The 24,129-nt window shown below is 31.3% G+C and carries 23 protein-coding genes, 1 tRNA gene and 1 pseudogene; 24 read left to right on the top strand and 1 reads right to left on the bottom strand.

The genetic code is table 11. The annotated features are described in order from the left end of the window. Positions 1-81: 81 nt before the first annotated feature. The 6 genes from T473_RS0102830 (at position 82) to T473_RS20050 (ending at position 5,857) form a co-directional block, all read left to right on the top strand. On the top strand, positions 82-813 hold the full coding sequence (locus tag T473_RS0102830) for a hypothetical protein (RefSeq protein WP_024620540.1): 732 nt from the start codon (positions 82-84) through the stop codon (positions 811-813). 509 nt (positions 814-1,322) lie between these two features. After that, entirely contained in the window at positions 1,323-1,589 is a 267-nt protein-coding gene (locus T473_RS20055; protein WP_077173556.1) for a molybdopterin-guanine dinucleotide biosynthesis protein B, read from the top strand. Positions 1,590-1,745: 156 nt separating this feature from the next. Next, complete coding sequence (locus tag T473_RS0102820) at positions 1,746-3,446, top strand: ABC transporter ATP-binding protein (protein ID WP_024620539.1); 1,701 nt, start codon at positions 1,746-1,748, stop codon at positions 3,444-3,446. Positions 3,447-3,608: 162 nt separating this feature from the next. Next, positions 3,609-4,598, top strand: coding sequence for a hypothetical protein (locus T473_RS0102815; RefSeq protein ID WP_024620538.1), 990 nt, complete (start codon positions 3,609-3,611; stop codon positions 4,596-4,598). 816 nt (positions 4,599-5,414) lie between these two features. Continuing rightward, a complete protein-coding gene (locus T473_RS0102810; protein ID WP_024620537.1) occupies positions 5,415-5,717 on the top strand; it encodes a hypothetical protein in 303 nt (100 codons plus the stop codon). Between the two features lie 44 nt (positions 5,718-5,761). After that, positions 5,762-5,857 carry a DUF5713 family protein gene (locus T473_RS20050; protein WP_416361135.1) on the top strand — a complete coding sequence of 32 codons (96 nt, stop codon included), beginning with the start codon at positions 5,762-5,764 and terminating at the stop codon, positions 5,855-5,857. An 82-nt stretch (positions 5,858-5,939) separates the two neighbouring features. Here the strand turns inward: T473_RS20050 and T473_RS0102805 are convergent. After that, positions 5,940-6,026: transfer RNA gene (locus tag T473_RS0102805), tRNA-Leu, on the bottom strand. A gap of 326 nt (positions 6,027-6,352) precedes the next feature. Between T473_RS0102805 and polA the strand changes: the two genes are divergently transcribed. The 18 genes and pseudogenes from polA (at position 6,353) to T473_RS0102715 (ending at position 24,124) form a co-directional block, all read left to right on the top strand. Continuing rightward, positions 6,353-8,992, top strand: a complete 2,640-nt coding sequence (gene polA / locus T473_RS0102800) for a DNA polymerase I (protein ID WP_024620536.1) — start codon at positions 6,353-6,355, stop codon at positions 8,990-8,992. Positions 8,993-9,003: 11 nt separating this feature from the next. After that, positions 9,004-9,606: a dephospho-CoA kinase gene (gene coaE, locus T473_RS0102795; RefSeq protein ID WP_024620535.1), complete on the top strand. Its 603-nt coding sequence runs from the start codon at positions 9,004-9,006 to the stop codon at positions 9,604-9,606. Continuing rightward, positions 9,599-10,153 carry a lytic transglycosylase domain-containing protein gene (locus T473_RS0102790; RefSeq protein WP_024620534.1) on the top strand — a complete coding sequence of 185 codons (555 nt, stop codon included), beginning with the start codon at positions 9,599-9,601 and terminating at the stop codon, positions 10,151-10,153. Before coaE ends, T473_RS0102790 begins: the two co-directional genes overlap by 8 nt. A 15-nt stretch (positions 10,154-10,168) precedes the next feature. Then, positions 10,169-11,995 carry an ABC transporter substrate-binding protein gene (locus T473_RS0102785; protein ID WP_024620533.1) on the top strand — a complete coding sequence of 609 codons (1,827 nt, stop codon included), beginning with the start codon at positions 10,169-10,171 and terminating at the stop codon, positions 11,993-11,995. Positions 11,996-12,014: 19 nt separating this feature from the next. Next, positions 12,015-12,227 (top strand): heavy-metal-associated domain-containing protein, encoded by a 213-nt coding sequence (locus tag T473_RS0102780; protein ID WP_024620532.1) that lies wholly within the window; start codon positions 12,015-12,017, stop codon positions 12,225-12,227. Positions 12,228-12,532: 305 nt separating this feature from the next. Beyond that, positions 12,533-13,132, top strand: coding sequence for a hypothetical protein (locus T473_RS0102775; RefSeq protein WP_024620531.1), 600 nt, complete (start codon positions 12,533-12,535; stop codon positions 13,130-13,132). A gap of 297 nt (positions 13,133-13,429) precedes the next feature. Then, positions 13,430-13,804: a VOC family protein gene (locus tag T473_RS0102770; RefSeq protein WP_024620530.1), complete on the top strand. Its 375-nt coding sequence runs from the start codon at positions 13,430-13,432 to the stop codon at positions 13,802-13,804. Between the two features lie 69 nt (positions 13,805-13,873). Next, positions 13,874-15,136, top strand: a complete 1,263-nt coding sequence (locus T473_RS0102765) for a C40 family peptidase (RefSeq protein ID WP_024620529.1) — start codon at positions 13,874-13,876, stop codon at positions 15,134-15,136. Between the two features lie 221 nt (positions 15,137-15,357). Then, complete coding sequence (locus T473_RS0102760; protein WP_024620528.1) at positions 15,358-16,311, top strand: hypothetical protein; 954 nt, start codon at positions 15,358-15,360, stop codon at positions 16,309-16,311. A 176-nt stretch (positions 16,312-16,487) separates the two neighbouring features. After that, entirely contained in the window at positions 16,488-17,822 is a 1,335-nt protein-coding gene (gene rsxC, locus T473_RS0102755; protein WP_024620527.1) for an electron transport complex subunit RsxC, read from the top strand. 21 nt (positions 17,823-17,843) lie between these two features. After that, positions 17,844-18,824 carry an RnfABCDGE type electron transport complex subunit D gene (locus tag T473_RS0102750; RefSeq protein ID WP_024620526.1) on the top strand — a complete coding sequence of 327 codons (981 nt, stop codon included), beginning with the start codon at positions 17,844-17,846 and terminating at the stop codon, positions 18,822-18,824. Next, entirely contained in the window at positions 18,824-19,396 is a 573-nt protein-coding gene (locus T473_RS0102745) for an RnfABCDGE type electron transport complex subunit G (RefSeq protein WP_024620525.1), read from the top strand. The genes T473_RS0102750 and T473_RS0102745 overlap by 1 nt, the downstream gene beginning before the upstream one ends. Positions 19,397-19,410: 14 nt before the next feature. After that, positions 19,411-20,004 carry an RnfABCDGE type electron transport complex subunit E gene (locus T473_RS0102740; RefSeq protein ID WP_024620524.1) on the top strand — a complete coding sequence of 198 codons (594 nt, stop codon included), beginning with the start codon at positions 19,411-19,413 and terminating at the stop codon, positions 20,002-20,004. Between the two features lie 14 nt (positions 20,005-20,018). Then, positions 20,019-20,594 carry an electron transport complex subunit RsxA gene (rsxA, locus tag T473_RS0102735; protein ID WP_024620523.1) on the top strand — a complete coding sequence of 192 codons (576 nt, stop codon included), beginning with the start codon at positions 20,019-20,021 and terminating at the stop codon, positions 20,592-20,594. An 18-nt stretch (positions 20,595-20,612) separates the two neighbouring features. Next, positions 20,613-21,562: pseudogene (locus T473_RS16030) on the top strand (RnfABCDGE type electron transport complex subunit B). A gap of 176 nt (positions 21,563-21,738) precedes the next feature. Continuing rightward, positions 21,739-22,323, top strand: coding sequence for a Maf family protein (locus T473_RS0102725; RefSeq protein WP_024620522.1), 585 nt, complete (start codon positions 21,739-21,741; stop codon positions 22,321-22,323). Between the two features lie 44 nt (positions 22,324-22,367). After that, the gene (gene radC / locus T473_RS0102720; protein ID WP_024620521.1) at positions 22,368-23,027 is read left to right on the top strand and encodes a RadC family protein; all 660 of its coding nucleotides are present in this window, start codon (positions 22,368-22,370) and stop codon (positions 23,025-23,027) included. A gap of 26 nt (positions 23,028-23,053) precedes the next feature. After that, positions 23,054-24,124, top strand: a complete 1,071-nt coding sequence (locus tag T473_RS0102715) for a rod shape-determining protein (protein WP_024620520.1) — start codon at positions 23,054-23,056, stop codon at positions 24,122-24,124. The last annotated feature ends 5 nt before the right edge of the window (positions 24,125-24,129 follow it).

Raw genomic sequence — 24,129 nt, 5'->3', positions numbered from 1 at the left:
TTATCAAATATATAATATGTATGTGTATAAACAATTGCGAAGTTTAAATTAATAGATAAAAACAATGAGAGGAGGTAGACAATGAAATTTAAAACTTCATTTATTTTTTTAGCAATAATAGGTATTATAACGGGCGGTTGCGAGAAGGAAACAGACAGTTACAATAACTCAGTGGCTGACAAGGCAACTCAGCAAAAAACAATGACTAAAGTACAAAACAATGTAAACGAAATTATGAATAAAGATTATAAATATGTATTAAAAAATATGGGAGCTCCTTATAAGACAAACTTTTATATAGAGTATTCGCAACTTCAAGATATAGATAAAACGCTAGAATTACCTTATAAAGTCGATGCCAAATTAGTATACCCAAAATCTGTTGAAAAAGGCGATGTAGAAGGAAGTGCCATATATGTCAATATTAAATCTAATAAAGTAAGTGAGGTTAAGACAGGAGTCTTATCTAAGTACGATGCGAGCTTTAAGGATAGAAAATCGGATATAAGAATTGAACATACTGATATAGGAATAGTTGAAAAGAAATCAAAAGAGATAGAAAAAATTGATTTTAAAAAGTATATAGGCAGTGATATAAGCGCATTTGAAAGTGTAATTAGTGAAAATAGTACTAACTACAAAATTTACGACAGAGATGATAATATTAAGGCAGTTTGTTATTTATTAAAGAAAGATAATAAAAATATCAGTAACAAAATAGTTACGATTTTAGTATCGGATAACAATATTAAATCTATTCAGATACTAAGTGAAGAAAAGGTTATGAAAGAAATATATAGATATATGAGCTAATATTAATGAATAAAATCTATAATGAAAGGTCGTTAGTTACGAAATGACGTAACTAACGACTATTTTTATTAAAATAAATTGCTTAAACACAATATATAGTATAATCCATATTAGGAATAGTTAATATATAACAAAATAAGGGGTATGGGTATGAATTAGAAGAAGTTATAACAAATATGTAGTCCACCTTTTAATAAATCCCCATATGATGGGAACGCATATGATGCAAATTAATCTAACGAAAAGCTAAAAGTAGTTGGATTAATATATGCTGGAGACAGTTTTGATATAGAAGTAGTATCTGGTGAAGCTGTAAAGATAATGACTGGGGGCCAACTCCCACAAGGAACAGTACGATATATTATCGATAACTTCTTATTTGGGCGTTGGAAAAATAACTCTTAGCAGGTGTTAAAAGAATTGACATATCTTGGACTTAAGATAAGCATTTTATCAAAGAATACGTTTGTTTTTGTTGAAAAAACTGAACAAGAGATTCATTATATGATATTATTAATTTATATAAAAATACAGATTTAATAATTATAGAAGGATTTAAGGGGTATAAATTTAAAAAGATAGAAATTACTCGAAGTACTTTGTATACAAAATTAATATCTGATATATCAGATTTAATCGGTATAGTGAGTGATGTTAATTATGATATAGGTGTTAAGCAATTTAAATTAGATGATTATACCTCAGTTGCAGATCATATAAAATATTGTTTAGATACCAAAAAATTAGAATTAAGTGAGGAGATATTGAAAAAATAATTTATCAATAAAACTTAATATGTATCATAATTATTCTTATTTCACAAAAACTGATTATTATTATTATTATTGTGGGATTTTTTGCTTAAATCTCATAAAGATAATACACTACTTAGGAGAATTTATATAAAATTTAGACAGGAGGAAATAAGAGTTATGATAAAAGATTTTATTAAATACTATAGACCGTATAAAAAACTGTTTATAATCGATCTAATAGCAGCATTTCTATTTTCATTATGTGATTTAGTATATCCTATGATAACTAGAAATATAATGGATGATATTGTCCCTGATAAAAACTTTAGGATGCTTGTAATATTTGCAGTAGTACTTATAGCAATATTTATACTTAAAGCAGGGCTTAACTATTTTATGCAGTATTGGGGACATGTTGTTGGTGTAGGAATGCAGGCAGATATGAGAAATGAAGTATTTACACATTTACAGAGACTGCCTAACACATATTTTGACAACAATAAATCAGGGGTTACTATGTCTAGGATAGTAAACGACTTGATGGATGTCACAGAATTGGCCCACCATGGTCCTGAGGACTTATTTATTTCAATAGTCATGTTAATTGGTTCATTCTTTATTCTTATAGATATAAATGTACCACTTACTTTGATGATATTTGCAATTCTTCCATTTATAGTTTGGTTTGCTGTTATCAAAAAAGGTAAGATGAATGAAGCTTTTATGGAAAGTAGAGTAACAATTGGTGATGTCAATGCGACTTTGGAAAACAGTATAGCTGGGATGACAGTAACTAAGTCTTTTTCTAATGAGAAAGAAGAATTACAGAAGTTTAATAATAGCAATAATAAATTTAGAAGAGCAAGAGAGAAATCGTACAAAGCAATGGCTGAGTATTACTCAGGTATGAATTTATATATGGACATACTGGAGTGGATTGCGGTAATTGCAGGTGGTTATTTTACTTATAATGGTAAGATTACAATAGGCGATTTTGCGGCTTACATTCTGTATGTAAAGATGTTTACGCAACCGATGAAAAAGCTTATAAACTTTACTGAGCAGTATCAAAACGGTATGACAGGATTTAAGAGATTTAAAGAAATACTAGATGAGGATCAACAAAAAGAAAAATCTAATCCAATTGAGCTTAAAGATGTTAAAGGTAAAATCGACTTTAAAGATGTATCTTTTACATATGAAGATAATACAGAAGTCATTAAAGATTTAAACCTTAGTATTGATGCAGGAAAAACCGTTGCTTTGGTTGGTCCATCTGGCGGGGGAAAAACTACTATATGTAACTTACTACCTCGTTTTTATGAATACGATAGTGGTGAAATTACCATAGATGGAACAAGTATAAGAGATGCTAGCTTAAAATCTCTTAGAAGAAATGTAGGAGTTGTTCAACAGGAAGTATTCTTATTTACCGGTACAATAAGGGAAAATATTATGTGTGGTAATCCTAATGCTACTGATGAAGATATGATTGAGGCTGCCAAAAAAGCTAAAATACATGACTTTGTGTGCACACAACCACATGGTTATGAGACTTATATAGGAGAAAGAGGGGTTAAGCTATCAGGAGGTCAAAAACAGAGAATTTCTATAGCGAGAATATTCCTTAAAAATCCTCCTATAATAATTCTTGATGAAGCTACATCTGCACTAGATAATGTTACAGAAAGAGAAATACAAGAATCTCTAGAAGATCTAAGCAAAGATAGAACAAGTTTAATTGTAGCACATAGATTGTCTACAATTAAAAATGCAGATGAGATAATAGTTTTAACAGATAAAGGGATTGAAGAAAGAGGTACACACGAAGAGTTAATAGCCAAAAAAGGTGTATACAGTAATTTACACAGCAAATAAAGATAAAATACCACATAAAAAACGAGTTATCATATAATAATTTAGTGATTTTTGTCCAGTTTTGTAGATTCAAGTGCCACTTATGAAAATATATTGAATTAAAGTGATCTAAGTGATATTTTTAAGAAGTAATATTCAAAAGGTTAGGAGTGTAAACAATATATGAAAAATACTGATGATGTTGAACTATTTTACGAGTCAATAAAACATAAGTATCCAAAGTTACTTGAGGAAACAAGGGCACATATATGTCCTGATGAGAATATAATTATCAGCTCAATCGAAAGTGATAACAAAGACATTTTAAAAACAATATATATTGACACCTTAGGTTCTGAAGAATTACTTACATTAGCGGAGTGTGACGGAAGCAAAAGCACTCTGGAAATTCAAAAGATTGTAGAGGCAAGATATGGTTTTAGCAATAATAAATTTAAAACTCATATTCCACTATTAAAGCTATATCACAATATATTTTTAGATTTTAATGAAGAGGCAGTTAAATTTCCGGATGTAGTTGAAATAACTGGGACTACAGAATATTTTATACCTATTTACATGGTATTAGAGTTAGAAGGAGAGAGGCTTGAAAAGGCCAATAGCTCTAAAATAGTGAATATGTTGGAAACCATATGCGATAAAGGTTGTAGAATCATTGAAGTAGTAGGCAAAAATATTATAACTAATAAAAATATAAATGATGTATTTAGATATATGCTTGATAACTTTGATCTTGTAGTACTCAGAATTGACAATTTTAAAGCAGATAGATTTCTTATAAAGTATTTTGATAAGTATAAAGATAAGGTTATATGGGTTGTAGATAAAGAAAAGAATAGCGAAATACTGGAATTGAAGGACCATATCAGATACACAAGTCTTTATAAAAAAGGCAATAGTGTAAGAATTTCTAGCAAAGGTAGAATTCTCGAGCTTGATGAAATTAATGTTAAGTACGTAGATGATGACTTTAAAGAGAATAGATATAAATACGATAAAATTTATATTTTTGCAGATGGAAGTGTTGAGATAAGAAAGATAGATGAAAAAAATTATGAACTAGGGAACCTAAGTGATATGACTATTGAAGAGATACTTTTAAATAGATATATTAGATCAAACAGTGATGAACAAATTGTAAAAAACTTATAAAATAGAGAATTGTACTATAAATGTAATAGAATCTATTGTTTAGGAAAGAATAGCAGTTAAGAAGTATTAAAGTACTTTCTGAGCTGCTATTTTTATTTATAAGCTCGGAAATCTAGGAGCTGACAAATATGAGATCCATCAAAAATATGTATTTAGATTATATTGTACAACCTGTATTATATGTATCTATATGGGCTGTAAAGAGATCAATTTAGTGAAAGTAGTCTTTAATAAACAAATTTCATATTTTTTTTATACAAAACTCACACAAAATTCATATAGCAGCAGTATTATGTATTTAGAAAGAATAGTTTAAAAACCATAATATAATACCCTATTGTAGTAGCAACTTTCCCTAACATCCTCAATATAGTTGCTACTACGGCTAAATTCCAACAGTTAAGTCTGTTGGAATTTTGTCGTTTATAAAATATTATTAGCCACCAAAACTATCAACACGGTGGCAAAATTTAATTATATAAATAAATAAGCAAAGGGCTAATCTAAGAACCAATTTTTCAATAAGTTCTCGGATAGCCCTATTATTTTAAAATAAGTAAAAAAAGAAGAAGGCGATTAAACCTTCTTTGTGTAAAAAGTTTGAATATGTATCATTTGTATATTCTGATTACATCATATATTTTTTTACAAAATATGGCAATAGAATATGTAAAACTGGTCGTCTAAACAGTAAAACTGGGAATTTGGTAAAAAATATGATTTTTTTTGTTAATTTTTCTATAAATTTTATATTAATTTTAAATCAGAACCATACTTATATTTTTTCATATGATAGATAGTAGGGGTGATGATTTTATGGATAAGAGCGGACAAACAAAAACCGTTAATAAAAGTAATTCATGTTTTTTTAATATACCTGCAAAGCAGTTCTCTTTTCTTTCATCAATAATAGGAATTCTACTGATTGATGATTTAGATGTAAATGAACAAAATGCGCTTGGTAACTTCCTTGTAAATATGGGGCAAAATATACTTACTGCTGCTGCACAGTCTCAGGTAAATAGCGATGATAACATTCAAAGTGATGATTTAGCTAATCAAATTGATTTACTTAAAAAACATATATGTTTATTGGAAAATCAAATTAAAGATAGATAAAACTTAAAGTCTTTTCAAATAATGTATGATTAGACTTTACAGATATTGCAAGGGAATCTATAGGTGGAGATGTTGTCTATATATTAAAACGGTTTGATATCGATATAGATGTTGAGGAAACCATACTAGAGCGTGATTGATGGAAATTTAGATTACATAAGTATGTATAATTTTAAGACATAGAAAAAGAGTTATCTTAAATTTAAGATAACTCTTTTTTACTGGTGCCGCTGGCCGGATTCGAACCGGCACGGTATCACTACCGGTGGATTTTGAATCCACTACGTCTGCCTATTCCATCACAGCGGCTCGTACCTTTAATATTATAACAAAAATAAAAATCGATTGCAATATATTTAAATTTAATATAATTTTTTAAAATAGAAATTTTATTCCCTTGAATTAAAATTAGATCAAAAAAATTGCGATTAGATTGTAGCTTTGTCTGATTTTATTTCAATTTTATGATATGATTTATATTATGTAAAATAAAATCTAAAGTAATGGATTTAATACAGAAATTATGGAAATATTATATATTAGTTGCAAAATATATTTATGGTAATATATTTATCATAAATTTTTTATGTACAGTATAATAAATAAGAAATTTGACTAAATTAGGAGTGATTGATTTGGATAAAACTTTGGTTATTATAGATGGAAACTCGATAATTAATAGAGCTTTTTATGCTCTACCGGAAATGAATAATAAAGAGGGACTTAGAACTAACGCGATTTACGGCTTTACTACAATGCTATTAAAGACAATCGATACATATAAACCAACACATATAAGTGTCGCGTTTGATAGAAAAGCACCTACTTTTAGACATTTAGAGTTTGAAGATTACAAGGCTGGAAGAAAAAAGATGCCTGATGAGCTTAGAGAGCAGTTTGAACCTTTAAAAGATTTATTGGACAAGTTTAATATCAATAGGCTAGAGATAGATGGTTATGAAGCTGATGATATAATTGGTACTGTTTCTAAAAGAGGTGAAGAAGCTGGATTTAAAGTTTATATAGTTACTGGGGATAAAGATGCTATTCAGTTAGCTTCAAATAATACAACTACTCTTATTACTAAAAAAGGAGTAGGTGAGGTAGAAGAGTACAATTACGATTCTGTAGTTGAAAGATATGAGATGACACCTGATCAATTTATAGATTTAAAAGGATTGATGGGGGACAAATCTGATAATATACCTGGAGTACCTGGTATAGGAGAAAAGACTGGTATAAAGCTTATTAAAGAATTTTCTAATATTGAAAATATATTAGAAAATGTAGATAAGTTAAAGGGAAATGTAAAGAAAAAAATAGAGGAAAACAAAGAAACAGCTATTATGAGTAAGAGACTAGCTACTATTATAAGGGATGTTCCTGTGGATTTTGATCTTGAGAGTATGGTATTTGGGGACTATAATCAAAATGAACTTACTGAAAAAATTAGATACTTTGGATTCAATAGTTTACTTACTAGAATATCTACTTTAAATGGGGAGGAAGTTGAAGAAGAAATCATTGAAGTTAAAAGGCTTGATGATATTTCTGATTTTATTAAAAAAGCAAAACATGAGAAAAAGTTAATCTTAAAAAGTGTATCTAGAGAAGGTAATATACTAGAGAAAAATATAATATACATGTTTATAAGCATAGATGGAAAAGAGATATACTATGTAGCTGAAGACGAGATAGAAAAATTATCTGAGATATTATCAGATTATGAAATAAAAAAACTTGGATACAATCTAAAAGAAGACTACACAGCTCTAAAACCATATGAAATTGAATTAAACAATATTCACTTTGACGTATCGATTGCAGAGTACTTAATCGACTCGACCTCTTCTACATCTTATGATTGTTCAGCAATAGCAATGAAATACCTATCAAAAAATGTAAAATCAAGGGAAGATTTACTTGGTAAAGGAGTAAAAGCTAAAAAGTACGAAGACCTTAACCTAGAAGAGCTATCTAACTATATCGGAAGTGTAATTAAAACTGTTTCTGAAGTTATACCTCAAATGGAGAGTAAATTAGTTGAGATGGAAATGGATGGTTTATTCTACCATGTAGAAATGCCGCTTGTAGAAGTTCTAGGACATATGGAATTTGTCGGCATAATGGTTGATAGAGAGAAGCTAAATGAATTGGGTGTAAAATTCAAAGAAATAATAGAAACTCTAGAAAAAGAAATATTTGAATTATCTGGAGAAAAGTTTAATATAAATTCACCGAAGCAACTGGGTGTCATACTATTTGAAAAACTAGAACTTCCAGTTGTGAAAAAAACTAAAACAGGGTACTCAACAAATGCAGATGTGCTTGAAAAGCTTCAAGATAAGCATCCTATCGTAGAAAAAATTACTGAATACAGACAGATTACTAAGCTTAATTCAACTTATGTTGAAGGATTACTAGGCATCATAAATCCTATAAGCAATAGAATACATTCTTCATTTAATCAAACTATTACTACAACAGGAAGGATTTCATCAACTGATCCGAACCTTCAAAACATCCCGGTTAGAATGGAAATAGGTAGGGAAATTCGTAAAGTATTTATTTCTGGAGAGGGTTGCCAGCTTGTAGATGCGGACTACTCTCAAGTTGAGCTTAGAGTTCTTGCACATATGAGTCAAGATGAAAATATGATTGAAGCTTTTAAGGAACATGAAGATATTCATACTAAGACAGCATCTCAAGTATTCGGTGTTGATACAAAAGATGTAACTCTAGAGTTGAGAAGTGCTGCAAAAGCTGTAAACTTCGGTATTATATACGGAAAATCTGACTTTGGTCTGGCAGATGATTTGAATATTTCTGTGCCAAAAGCAAAAGAGTATATAGAAAGTTACTTCGCAAAATACAGCAAAATTAAAGAGTTTATGGATGATACAATAGAGAAAGCAACTGAAACTGGATATGCAACTACTATTTTAAATAGAAGAAGATATATACCAGAGATAAAATCGTCAAATTTTGTTGAGAGAAATAGAGGGAAAAGATTTGCGATGAATGCACCTATACAAGGAAGCGCAGCAGATATAATCAAAATAGCAATGGTAAGTGTTCATAAAAAGCTAGAAGAGAGTTCTCTTAAATCTAAACTTATACTGCAAGTTCACGATGAGCTTATAGTTGAAACTACGGATGATGAAATAGAAGAAGTAAAAATTATAGTAAGAGAAGAAATGGAAAATGCGGTACAGATGGATGTGCATTTAGATGTAGATTTAAATGTAGGAAATTCTTGGTATGACGTTAAGTAGGTGATTTAGATATGTTAATACTAGGACTTACTGGAAATATAGGCTGTGGCAAAAGCAGCCTATCTAAAATATTTATAAGAAACGGTATCGATGTAATCGATGCAGACAAAGTTGCAAGAGAAATAATGGAAGATGAAAATTTTTTGGTAAAGATATACGAAGAATTTGGATATGAAATTCGAAACGATAACAAAACTCTAAACAGAAAAAAACTTGGAAGTATAGTATTTAAAGATGAAGAGAGACTTGAAAAACTAAATTCTCTAACGTATCCAATGATACAAGAAGTAATACTGTCTAGGATAGAATATTTTAAAAATTTAAAGAAAGCCATAACAGTAATCGACGCAGCTGTTTTAATTGAGCATGGTTATACTAAAATTGTAGATAAGCTGTTGGTAGTTACATGCAATATAGATGAACAGATAAGAAGAGTACAAATAAGAGATAAATGTACAAAAGAGGAAGCTTTAAATAGAATTAACTCTCAAATGGACCAGAATGAAAAAGCGAAAATTGCAGACTATATTATAGATAATTCCGGTACCTATGCAGAGTTAAATAATAAAGCGTATAAGTTTATGGTATATATGAAGGAGAATTGGTGTGAATAAGAGAAAAATAGTTGTTTTATTTATTATTATCATCTTATTTGGCTCATTTTTATATGAAAAGAAGGTTGTACATAAATTTATATATCCTCAAAAATATTCGGAATATGTGGAAAAATATTCTAAAGAATTTAATTTGGATAAAAATATAGTGTATAGTGTTATAAAAGTTGAAAGCAAATTTAACTCTAATGCTGTATCAAAAAAAGATGCTAAAGGTCTGATGCAGATAAGAGATATAACGCGCGATTGGGCAGCTGATGAGCTAAAAATCAAACATGTAGATATATTTGATCCAGAAACTAATATAAGAATAGGATGCTGGTATTTAAGCAAATTATATGATGAGTTTGGTAAGTTGGATCTTGTAATAGCTGCGTACAATGGTGGTTCTGGAAATGTAAAAAAATGGCTAGAAGATGATAAATACAGTAAAGACGGAGAAAATTTACATTCTATACCTTTTGATCAAACCTCGAACTATGTAGATAAGGTCAAAAAGTACTACAAAGAATACAAAAGAATATACGGGGATAGTGAATCTAAGTAGAAGGGGAATATAAGTATGAAAAAACTAAAGATGTTAATTGCAACCCTTGTTTCAGTGGTTCTAGTAAGCGGATGTAGTCCAAGTAAACTTACTGAAAATAATGACGAAAAGAGCAAGGTCTATAATGATTCTAAGTATATAAATTTAACTATGGTAAAACCAAAAACTATTAACCCTATAATTAATACCGATGAGTCGGTCTCTTATATTATGAATATGATTTACGATGGGTTGTTTGAAATAGATAAAAACTACAATGTAGTGCCTCGATTAGTTAAAGAATACTCTATATCAGCGGATGGAATGAGCATAGATATTGAACTTAATGATGCAAGATGGCACAATGGTAAAGATGTTACATCCTCAGACGTAAATTATACAATTGATCTTATAAATAAGACACCACAGAGTATTTATAAGAGTTTAACTGAAAATATTGCATCAGTAACGGTAAATGGTAATAAAAAACTTACAATAAAGTTCAAATCTAGTGAGGCTTTTCCTACTAACAAGCTAGTATTTCCGATAGTATCAAGTAATATAGGATCGAAAGATGTAGAAGTGGACAAAAATAATCTTATTGGAAATGGACAGTACAAGATCGAGAGTTACTCAGAACGTGAAAATATGATATTGACTGCCAATAATGATTACTACCTTGATCAGCCTAATGATATTAAACAGGTAAAAGTAAAGACAGTACCAGATGAAGAGGCTAGAGTTTCGATGGTGATGTCATTAGACAGTGATATAACAGATGTAACAATTAATGATTTGAGCAAATTTCAAGAAGATAAGTTTGATATAACTAAATATCAAGGTAGAGAGTTCGAGTTTATATCGTTTAATTTCAACAAAAGTTACCTACAAAATAGCGATTTTAGAAAAGCAATAGCCCACTCAATTAACAGAAAAAATTTATTTGAAGAGGGATATATGAGCGATGCAACAATGGTTAATTTTCCATTAAATTCTAAATCAGAGTACTACAATGATAAAATAGGTCAGTTAGAATTTAGTAAGGAAAAAGCTAAAAGTTACTTAGATAAAGTTAAGTTTACAGGAGAAGAAAATAAGGATTCTAATAAAACAGATGCATCTAATAATAAAAATAATTATAATGCTAAATTAGAGGACAAAAATAAAACACCTGACAGCAATAAAGACGTAGATAAAAATAATATTGCAAATAGCGGACAAAATGATGATGTAGATAAAGAAAAAGAAGCTAAAGCTAACAATAAAGCTGATAAAGAATCTGGAGATAAGCAAGTTAATAAATCAAAAAATGATAAAAGCTCAGATACAAATAATGATGTCGATGTAAAAACTAATAATGTCTCTAAAAACAATAACCAAAAAATCAAGAGTATAGACGATATAGATTTAAGCATTGTAGTAAACAAGGATAACATCGAAAGAGTAAAAACAGCTAATCTTATAAGTACTAATCTAAAATCAGTTGGAATTAATTCGACTGTTGAGCAACTGTCATCTGAAGATCTTGAAAATGCTATGAATACAAATAATTATGATTTAGCTGTAACAGGATGGGTATTATCTAATGTACCAGATGTTAAAGAAATTATAGAGTACAGTGGATACTCTGATGAGAAATTAAGTGGATATATGGATCAATTGGGTAAAGAAACTTCAAAAGATAAAATTAGAAATTTATATGGAAAAATGCAAAAAAATATCAATGATAATGTTGGATTTATAAGCTTATTTGTAAGAAATAATCACATTGTAACTAACAATAGACTTGATGGAAAAATAGATCCAAATGATTTTGATGTATACGAGGGTATAACAAACCTTAATATAAAAACTAATAAATAAATTAATATGGAGGATACTTATGAAAAAGAAATTACTTATAGAAGGTATGAGCTGTGGACACTGTGTAAATCATGTAACAACTGCACTTACTGAAGATATAGAAGGGATAAAAGTTTTAGAAGTAAGCTTAGAAGACAAATGCGCACTAGTCGATATGGACGAAAGTGTTCAAGAGAATAAATTAAGAGAAGTTATAGAAGACCTTGGATTTGAATTAAAAGGAATAGAGTAAAGTTCCCTTATAAAGAGCCCTTAGCTAGTACTCGTACTATATAAGGGTTCTTTATTTTGCTATTTTATTTAAATTAAAGAATATTTAAATATTTTTTAAATATTTTTTAAACTTTTGTATAAATCTTTTATATAAGGACATAATAATTAATGTAAAATCAAACATACTCAATCTCCCCCCATTTATAGACCCTTATTTCCCCCAATAAGGGTCTTTTAATGTTTTGATTTTATTGTGTAACATCTTTCTTAGAACATTAACTATTTAATTTGAATATAATATAACTAGTTAAAGGAGGGTGAATCATGGAATCTATGATAAAAAAAGAAGAATTAAAAAAATTGATACTTGATATGGCCCAGAATGAACTTCAAGGATTTGCATCTAAAAAGGGAGCAGAAAAATACTTTGAAGGGAATCTTGAAAAAGTTATCGACAAAAATATATCTAAGTATAAAACATTTGGTAGTAATAAAAGGGTGTATTCAAGGATTTTAAACGAGTGCTCATATCAAAAAAATTCAACTGCTATTGCAAAGATAATTAAAAGAGAGGAGCTTTTTAAGACTAAGAAAGAACTATATGAATTTTCAAAGTACATTGGAGTTGAGATGCGTGGAAAATTATCATATAGCAACTTAATTAGAAGAGTCTCTAACCATATCTATCAAAATAAAAGTTTTTATTCTAAAAAATACATACTTTTAAAACGAGGAGAAGATGAGTATGTATTGGAGCCGGAAATTATAAAGGAAGAATTAATTGAAAGTTACAAATCGAAGACTCGAGGAGATATGAAGAATATTGCAAGAATATTAGATATAGATACAGATGAAGACTACAGCGCAGAAGATATAAGAAGGAAGATAATCAACAGTATAGTAAAAGAAAAGATGAATGTTTAATTGATTTATTCAAATAGAATAATAGGGTATACAAAAATGATATTAACAATTTTGTATACCCTATTATTTTATCGCTACAAGTAGCCTTCGCTTTTACTAAAGAACAAAGTTTTATTGATTAATTATAAAGAAAAGTGATATTCGCCATCATTTTTCTTTATAATTAATCAATAATGCAACTATATAAAACTTTTATGTGGTAATATTTATAATATTGCAATAAAATAATGTATTTATTGTATATATTTGGTATAATGTTAATATTAGGGATTTAGTATAGTTTAGGAGGGGATAGATATGAACTTTAAATTTAGTCATAACAACTATAATGTAACTAATCTAGAAAAAAGTTTAGAGTTTTACAATAACGCTTTAAACCTAAAAGAAGTTAGACGCAAAGAGGCTCAAGATGGAAGTTTTGTACTTGTGTACCTTGGAGATGGTGAAACAGCTCACAACTTGGAATTAACTTGGTTAAGAGACTGGGATAGAGAGTACAACTTAGGGGATAATGAATTTCACTTGGCACTAGAAGTAGACGATTTTGAAGGTGCTAAAAAATTACATAGGGAAATGGATTGTATTTGCTTTGAGAATGAGGCAATGGGTATATACTTTATATCAGATCCAGACAACTATTGGATAGAGATAATTCCTCAGAGAAAAAGATAAATTTAAAAATATAAAAAATTTACATAAATGAAATTTTTACATGTAATCTAATTTAGGGAGTTGATAAGGATGAAAAAAGCAATTACCGCACTAGGAATAGGAGCTGTGGCAATCGCAGTTAATACAGTAGATGCAAGTGCACTTCAAAAGGGAGTAATAACTGCTGGAGCTTTAAATATTAGAAGCAATCCAAGTAATGATTCTGCAAAAGTAGGATTAGCTTATAAAGGAGCTAGCGTAGAAATACTTGATAAATCAAATGGGTGGTACAAAGTTAAGGTTTCAAACAGTTTAGTAGGCTGGGGAAGTGCACAGTACATATCTCTTGATTCATCAGCGGGATCTAATTCAGGCTCTTCATCAGGATCTTCAAATAATGGAGGTTCAACTTCACAAAGTGGAAATGGTAAAGTTGCTGTTGGTTCTAGATTAAATGTTAGAAGTGGACCTGGGACAAACTATGGTATCGTTGGAAAAGCTAATAATGGAGAAGTTCTCCAGCTATTAGAGCTATCAAATGGCTGGTACAAAGTTAAACTAAGCAACGGTACAGTTGGTTGGGTTACAAGTCAGTACATTGTTAAAACAAATGAAAGTGTAGGATCGGGGTCAAATTCAGGAGATAAAGGAAATTCAGGAAGTACAAATGTTCAAGGCAAAAAAGGAAAGATAAGAACTGGAATAAGGTTAAATGTAAGAAGTGGTGCAGGAACAGGATATTCAGTTGTTGGAAAGCTTAATGGTGGAGATGTAGTACAATTGCTTGAGCTTAAAAGCGGTTGGTACAAAGTAAAGATGCAAAATGGAACTACTGGATGGGTAAGTGGAGACTATGTATCTGAGACTAATGAATCTCCAAACGAAGGTGGATCTACTGGATCTGGAAATAACAACAATAATGGTAGCGGAAACAATGGTGGAACATCAGGTGGACAAACTCCGTCTTATGGAAATGGTGCCAAAGTAGTTGATTTTGCATATACACTTATTGGTATACCATATCAATGGGGGGCAAATGGTCCGAATTCATTTGACTGTTCTGGATTTACTAAGTATGTATATGAAAAATCTACGGGAGTAAGTATACCTAGAGTTTCTAAAGCACAGGCTAGTTATGGTAGCCCAGTATCAATGGGAAATTATGCTCAAGGGGATTTAGTTTACTTTGATACTGATGGCGATGGAGCAACAAATCACGTTGGTATATACGTTGGAAATAGCAAGTTTATTCATTGTAGTGGAACACAGGCAAATCCAAATAAAGTTAAAGTTGATAGCTTGACTGGATCATATTGGTCTAAAGCATTACTTGGAGCAAGAAGAATTTTATAATAACTGGAATTTTAAATATAATTAATTACATAGAGATAAGGGTGTGTCAAACAATTTGATGCACCCTTTTTAGTTATATCTAAATTAATATATCAAATAAGTGAATTTATGAATTTAGATATTAATATTATATTTGAAATTTTAAATAAAGTATTTATCATAAAGTACAACCCTGACGAATATTATAAATACAAAGAATATATTATTGGGGGGATTAACTAATGAATAGAAGAAAGATGATGTACAATCGTTATTATAATAGAAAAAGAACAAATAGAAGAAAAGTTATAGTTACATTTTGCTGCCTAGCTTTAATATGTTTTTACTCTTATACGAAGTTTAGAGAGACGAGCGTAGTGGATTATATTGCTGACAAAGTTGAGTTTTGGAATAAATCTATAGATACATTATCTAATAACGATATAACATCTAAGGATATTTCAAAAGAGTTGGACGAGTTAAACAAGAAAAAAAATCCGACAGAAAAGGAGAGTAGCAATAAAAATGAAAATAGCAGTGAAGTAGAAAACAAAGAAAAGGAAGTATCAAAAATTGCTACAATAGATTCTTGGAATGTATATACTGTTCAAATAGCATCGGTAGATAATGATGAAAAACTAAAAAAGATTCAAAATACTTTAATTTCAAGCAAAATTCCATTTTCTGTAATGGAAAAGGACGGAGTTAAAAAGGTTCAGACTTTTTGTTCTTTTGATAAAGATGTAACTAGGGCTTCAGTTGATGAGGTTAAAGATAAGTTTCCAGATGCTTTTGTATCTACACTAGAAGCTCCTGTTGTATCTCTAAAGTATACAAATAAATTTAGTGCAGCAGAAGAGGTTTCCAAAGATATTAATACACTAGCAAAAAATTTCGAAGAAGAATCTAAGTTCTGGAATGAGAATAAAAACACAGAGAATTTAAATAAAGAGACATATAAAAATATTATGTCAAATAGAAAGACTATTATTGAGAGTATTGAAACAAGTGCAAAACAGCTAGACTACAATGAAATGAAGGAATTCAAAGAAGGTTTGTTAAGATTTACTCAAAGTGTAGGTGATAAATTAGAAATTTCAATTAAGGGGGTCGAAGAGTCGAAATATGACATAAGTACGGGATTGATGTTGTCATCAATACAGGAATATTGCCAATTTATAATTTCGATAGAATAATAACAAAAAAGCTGTTTAAAAACAGCTTTTTTTTATTAACAAAAATTTAATTTCACTTTATTTTATCTCAAAATACATTGTTTCTTTTTTAACAATTGTTAAGGTTTTTATATTTATATAGTATACTATAAACGAACAGAAAAATATGTTTATTCAATTGATAAGGGGGTAAACCAATGAAACTCTTAACTTTTAAAGGAGGAATACATCCTCAGTATAGAAAAGAGTACTCTAATAGCAAAGCACTTGAAAAAGCTTTAGAACCAAGAGTTGTTTATATTCCTCTTCAGCAACATATAGGAGCACCTGCAAAACCTATAGTTGAGGTTGGAGATGAAGTAAAGCTTGGTCAAAAAATAGGCGAATTACAAGGGTTTGTTTCAGCGAACGTTCATTCATCAGTATCGGGAAAAGTAGTTGCAATTGAGCAACACGAAATTCCAGGCGGCACTGGTCAATGTATCGTAATTGAAAATGATTTCAAAGAAGAAGTACATGAAAGTGTCAAAGCAAAAGGTGATCTCGAAAATCTTACTAAAGAAGAAATTGTTGAGATCATAAAGGAAGCTGGTATTGTTGGTATGGGTGGAGCAACATTCCCAACTCATGTCAAAGTATCTCCTCCGCCAGACAGTAAGGCAGAAGTAGTAATACTAAACGGAGCCGAATGTGAGCCATATCTAACAGCAGATCATAGGTTAATGGTTGAAAAGCCAGAAGACGTCGTTTATGGTTTAAGAGTATTAATGAAAGCTCTTAATGTAAGCAAAGGTTACATTGGAATTGAGACGAATAAACCAGATGCAATCGAAGCCATTTCAAAGGTTGCAAAAAATCACAGTAATATTGAAGTTGTAAGCTTAGAAGTTAAATATCCACAAGGTGCTGAGAAGCAGCTGATATTTGCATGTACAGGTAAAGAAGTGCCATCAGGTGGACTTCCTATAGCAGTTGGAGCTGTTGTTGATAACGTTGGAACTGCAGCGCAAATAGCAAAATCAGTTAAGACTGGCATGCCTTTAGTTGAAAGAATAACAACAGTAACAGGTAGCGGTATAAATGAACCTAAAAACTTAATCACTAAAGTTGGAACTGTGGTATCTGAAATTATAGACCAATGTGGCGGATTAAAAGATAATACAGTAGGTAAATTTATAATGGGTGGACCTATGATGGGGATTGCTCAGTATACAACAGAAATAGTTACAAATAAAGGTTCTTCAGGAATTCTATTATTAAATGAAAAAGAAGCGCATATTCCTGATGTGAAAAACTGCATAAGATGTGGTAGATGTGCGGATGTATGTCCAGCATTTTTACAGCCTCTTTATATAAGTGCATACTCTCTTAGAGATGAATTTGACAGTGCAGAGAAATTCAGAGCTATGGACTGTATAGAGTGTGGTTCTTGTTCATTCATATGCCCTGCATCAAGACCATTACTTCAATCTATAAGACTGGCTAAAAATGAGATTGGGGCAAAGAGAAGAAAACAATCAGCTAAGAAATAGAGAAAGTTAGGGGGAAAAATAATGGAAAATAAGTTGATAGTATCGTCTTCACCTCATATTAGAAGTAATGAAGATACGTCATATATAATGAAACAAGTTACAATAGCACTTCTTCCAGCTGCGGTCGCAGGAATTTATTTCTTTAGACTGAGTGCTCTAAGTGCAATGTTTTTCTGTATACTAGGTACAGTTGGTTCAGAGTTTTTATTTCAAAAATTACTGAAAAAAGAAAGTAGTATTGGTGATTATTCTGCATTAGTTACGGGATTATTGCTAGCATTTAACGTTCCTGCATCACTTCCTTGGTGGATGTGCCTATTAGGTGGGGCGTTTGCAATCATAGTAGTTAAAATGGTGTTTGGTGGAATAGGTAATAACTTCTTAAACCCAGCACTAGCGTCAAGAGCATTTTTACTAGCATCTTTCCCAGTTGCTATGACAGCTTGGACAGCTCCAGGAGCTACCAACTGGATAGGTAAAAACATAGATGCAGTTTCAGCTGCTACACCACTTAGCTTCCTTAAGCAAGGTGCAGATGGAGTTTCAGCTCTAGCTCAAAATAATATAAGCCTAACAGATATGATATTTGGTAATATAGGAGGATCTTTAGGAGAGACTTCAGCTATACTTCTAATCCTAGGTGGAGTTTACTTGATGTATAAAGGAATAATAAACTATGTAATACCAGTTGCATACATTGTAACAGTTTTTATATTAACATTTTTATTCAGCGGATTCGATCTTACGTTCGCAGTATATCAATTATTCGCAGGTGGACTTATGTTAGGTGCTTTTTTCATGCTTACTGATTATACAACATCGCCAATGACGAAAAAAGCTCAAATAATATATGCAGTAGTAGCAGGACTACTTACTACAGTTATTAGAATGTACGGAGGATATCCAGAAGGAGTATCTTATTCTATATTACTAGTTAACGTTTTAACACCACTATTAGATAAGTTTGTTAAGAACAGAGTATTCGGGGAGGTGGCGAAGTAATGAAAAGCATGGTTAAATTAGGCCTTACCCTACTTGCAATTTGTGTGGTAGCATCATTAGCACTTGGAGTTACTAATGAAGTAACGTCTCCAATAATAGTGCAAAGAGGAATACAAGCAAATAATGAATTAAGACAAGCTGTTTTACCAGAAGCTAAAGATTTTGCACAGGTAAAAGAATCAGTATATAAAGGTATCGGAGACGGAATAGTTGCAGAAGTATACGAAGGTCTTGATGATTCAGGAGAAGTTGTTGGTTATACTATAAAAACTACACCAAGTGGTTATGGTGGAGCTATTGAGCTTATGGTTGGACTATCTACAGATGGTAAAATTACAGGCGTAAAGACAGGAACTATGGCTGAAACTCCAGGACTAGGATCTAAAGCAGCTGACCCAGCCTTTATAGATCAGTATAAAGATAAAACTGCAGCAGCTTTAGAAGTTGCTAAGGGAAGTGCTTCAGGAGAAAATCAAATACTAGCAATATCAGGAGCAACTATTACATCTACAGCAGTAACTAATGGAGTTAATACTGCAATAGAAGTTTATAATAGTGCTTTAAATAAATAATAGGAGGGTTATATATGAGCTTAGCTAAGATATTTAAAAACGGGCTAATTGATGAGAACCCAACGTTTGTACAGGTTATCGGTATGTGCCCTACGTTGGCTGTAACTACTTCAGCGATCAACGGACTTGGTATGGGGCTTTCCACAGCAGTGGTTCTATTATGTGCAAATATTTTTATTTCACTAATAAGAAAAATAGTGCCAGATAAAATAAGAATACCTGCATTTGTCGTTGTAATAGCTACGTTTACTACAATAGTTGGAATGTTACTTAAGGCTTATGTGCCAGCTTTAGATGCGGCTTTAGGTCTTTATATACCTCTAATAGTTGTTAACTGTATACTACTTGCACGTGCAGAGAGTTTTGCATCGAAAAATGGAGTAGTAGCATCAGCAGTTGACGGAATTAGTATGGGGCTTGGATTCAGTTTAGCACTTACAGTATTAGGAGCAGTTAGAGAATTACTTGGGAACGGTAGTATATTTGGATATGCTTTATTTGGGGCTTCATTCCAACCAATATTAATATTTGTATTGCCTCCAGGTGCGTTTTTAACACTAGGATTTTTATTCGCTGGATTTAATAAATTAAAAGGCAAGAAAGCATAGTGGAGGTGCGATAAATGAATTTAATACTTTTATTTTTAAGTGTTGTTCTTGTTAATAACGTTATAACTTCTCAATTCTTGGGGATATGTCCATTCCTTGGAGTATCTAAAAAGACTGATACTGCTTTAGGTATGGGTGTTGCAGTTACTTTCGTTTTGACATTGGCGTCATTTATAACATATTTTATTCAAATGCTGCTTGTAAAAACTAACACAGAATTTTTGCAAACAATAGCATTTATATTAGTTATAGCTTCAATAGTACAGTTCGTTGAAATGGTAATACAGAAAATGAGTCCATCGCTTTACCAAGCTCTTGGGGTTTTCTTACCACTTATAACTACAAACTGTGCGGTACTTGGTATAGCACTTGTTAACGTTCAAAATGGATATAATCTAATTGAAACTATTATAAATGGGTTCGGAGCAGGAGCAGGTTTTACCCTTGCAATCGTACTATTTGCAGGTATAAGAGAGAGACTAGAACTTGCAGATATACCAGACGCATTTAAAGGATTTCCAATAACTTTAATCTCTGCAGGACTTATGTCGATAGCATTCTTAGGTTTTACAGGGCTTATAAAGTTATAGAATTGGGGGTAAATGTATATGAATACAATAGTAATTTCGGTACTAGTTTTAGGAATCATGGGTTTGATCTTCGGAGTAGTACTTGCATTTGCTTCTCAGAAGTTTGCGGTTGAAACTGATGAAAGAGTAGATGCAATACTTGAAGTTCTTCCAGGAGCAAACTGCGGTGGTTGTGGATTCCCAGGATGTGGAGGACTTGCGACGGCAGTTGTGGAAGGAAAAGCACCAGTAAATGGTTGTCCTGTTGGTGGGGCAGATGTAGCAGCTAAAGTTGGAGAAATAATGGGAATTGTAGCTGAAACTGGTGAAAGAAAAGTTGCAAAAGTAATATGTAAAGGCGATTGTGCAAGTGCTAAGAATAAATACGAATACGAAGGAATAACTGATTGTAGAACAGCAAATGTTTTAAACTCAGGTGCAAAAACTTGTAAATTCGGTTGTTTAGGTCTTGGAACATGTAAAGATGCTTGTAAATTTGACGCTATAACTGTTAAAGATGGTATAGCTGTAGTAGATGAAGAAAAATGTGTTAACTGTGGAAAATGTATTGAAGTATGTCCTAAAGCGATTATAAAAGAAAAACCAGCTAACAAAGAAGTAGTTGTTGAGTGTAACAGCAAAGAGTTTGGAAAAAATGTAAAAGAGAAATGTATAGTTGGATGTATAGGTTGTGGAATGTGTGTTAAAGCATGTAAATACGACGCTATTATATTCGAAGATAAGATTGCTAGAATTGACTACGATAAGTGTGTAGAGTGTATGGAATGTGTTAAAAAGTGCCCTACAAAAGTTATCAAAGGAGATATAACAAAACAACACATAAGTTAAGATTAATGATCAACATTGTATAAAATGTTTAATTTGCAAAAAGCAATGTAAATTCTATGCATAGAATAGGCCCAGTAAAGTGTGCTGCATGTCATTTATGCGTTGAAAAATGTCCGAAGAAAGCTATTAAAACAATTTAATTTGGATAGAATAAGGGTATGGGAGAAAATCCATACCCTTTTTTAGTGGAAACATTTGTTATTGCTGTGAAAGATAACGATATTATATTAAAAAAGGTTCGACATTTCTGTTGATATTTTTACAATATAATGATAGACTTAATAGGTACAAATTTACGTACAGATGAGGTGAACTAATGAATATAGTCTTGGCGTCGGCTTCTCCAAGAAGAAAAGAAATACTGGAGAACTATAATGTAAAATTTAATATAATTAAGAGTGAAATAGACGAGGTTATATTAGGACATGAGTCGCCTGTTCAGGCAGTAGTAAGATTGGCATTAGAAAAGGGGACAGACGTTGCGAGTAAAAACCAAGGGGACTTGGTTATTGCAGCAGATACTATTGTTGTACTTAATGATATGATCCTTGGTAAGCCTAAAGATGAATCTGATGCGTATAAAACACTAAATAGTTTGTCTGGTAGAGAGCATCAAGTCGTAACTGGAATTAGTTTAATAAATATAGCTGAGAATAAAAAAGTAGTGGACTATGTTGTCAGTGAAGTTAAATTCAAGCACTTGTCAGATAAAGTAATCTCAGATTATTTAAAGACAGGAGAGTTCCAGGATAAAGCAGGTGCTTACGGCATACAAGGGTATGGTGCATTGTTGGTTGATGAAATTAAAGGCGACTATTTTAATATAGTTGGGCTTCCAATTTCTAAACTCAGTGATTTATTAATCAAGTATTTTGATATAAATCTTTTTTATGGAGCGTGATTTTACTGAAACAGTCATTTAATTCTAATATTACTATGAAAAAAATGACGTTAGAGGAAAGACCGAGAGAAAAGATGCTTATTAACGGCATAAAAAGTTTATCTAATTCAGAGCTACTGGCTATAATACTTAGAACCGGTACAATAAAGATGAATGCGATAGATCTTGCAAATAAGATTATAAATACAGATGCACAAGGGATTAGAAATCTAGAGCATATGACAATAGAAGAGTTATGTGAAATAGAAGGCATAGGAATATCCAAAGCAGCACAAATTAAAGCTGCACTTGAACTTGGAGTAAGGATAGCATCGTATAAGCCCTTAAAACACAAAATAAACGATCCATGGGATGTATATAAATGCTATGTAGATAGTTTAAGGTTTTTAGACAAAGAAGTATTCAAAACTATTCTTTTAAACACTAAAAATGAAGTTATATCTGATGTGGAAATATCAGTTGGAACTTTAAATTCATCATTGGTTCATCCTAGAGAAGTTTTTAAAGAAGCAATCAAAAGAAGTACTAATAAAATAATCTTAATACACAACCATCCATCTGGATATGTAGAACCTTCTAGTGAAGATAAAAGTATAACGAGCAGGTTGGTAAAATGCGGTGAAATTTTAGGGATTGGAATCCTAGACCACATAATAATTGGAGATGGAAATTATTTTAGTTTTAAAGAAAATATGTTAATTTGATTTATATATGGAAGGAGCATTTAATAATGGCTAAAGAAAAAAAAGAGAAAAAAGAGAAAAAATCATGGTTTGGTGGATTTAAAAAAGTTACAAAGGATATGGGGATAGACTTGGGTACTGCTAATACGTTAGTTTACATAAAAGGTCAAAATATCGTAGTTAGAGAGCCTTCGGTTGTCGCTATTAGAGATGACACCAAAGAGGTTTTAGCTGTTGGAGAAGAAGCTAAAAAAATGATAGGTAGAACTCCAGGAAATATAGTTGCTATAAGACCAATGAAAGACGGAGTTATAGCCGATTTTGATATTACACAATCGATGCTTAGCTATTTTATACAGAAAGCTGCGGATAAAAAAGGAGTTATTAATCCTAGAATCGCTATTTGTGTTCCTTTCGGAGTAACGGAAGTAGAAAAAAGAGCTATAGAGGAAGCTGCTAGAAATGCTGGAGCAAGAGATGCTTATCTAATAGAAGAACCTATGGCAGCTGCAATAGGGGCTAATCTAAAAGTTGAAGAGCCAGAAGGAAATATGGTAGTAGATATCGGTGGAGGTACAACAGAAATAGCTGTAATATCTCTGGGAGGTATTGTTACTGCTAAGTCTATCAGAATAGGTGGAGACGAATTTGACGAGTCTATAGTAAGCTACGTTAAAAAAGAGTACAACCTTATGATAGGTGAAAGAACAGCGGAAAATGTAAAAATAACAATTGGATCAACGTACAAAGAAGATCAAGAGACAAATATGCAAATAAGAGGTAGAGATTTAATATCTGGACTACCTAAAACAATAGAAATCTGTTCAACTGAGGTTAGAGAAGCATTAAAAGAGCCAATTAGCTCAATAGTAGATGCAATAAGATCAACTTTAGAAAAGACACCACCAGAGTTGGCATCGGATATAATGGAAAATGGAATTATGCTGACAGGTGGAGGGGCACTTCTTAGAGGTTTGGACAAGTTAATAAATCAAGAAACTGGTATGCAAGTACAAATAGCAGATGCGCCACTTGACTGTGTGGCACTTGGAACTGGTAAATCTGTAGAAGATCAAGAGATATTTGAAAAAGTATTGATGATGAATGCTAGGAAGTAAAGGTT

It is taken from the genome of Clostridioides mangenotii TR (genome assembly GCF_000498755.1).
Taxonomy (GTDB): domain Bacteria; phylum Bacillota; class Clostridia; order Peptostreptococcales; family Peptostreptococcaceae; genus Metaclostridioides; species Metaclostridioides mangenotii_A.
This window is presented reverse-complemented; position numbering and strand designations above follow the sequence as displayed.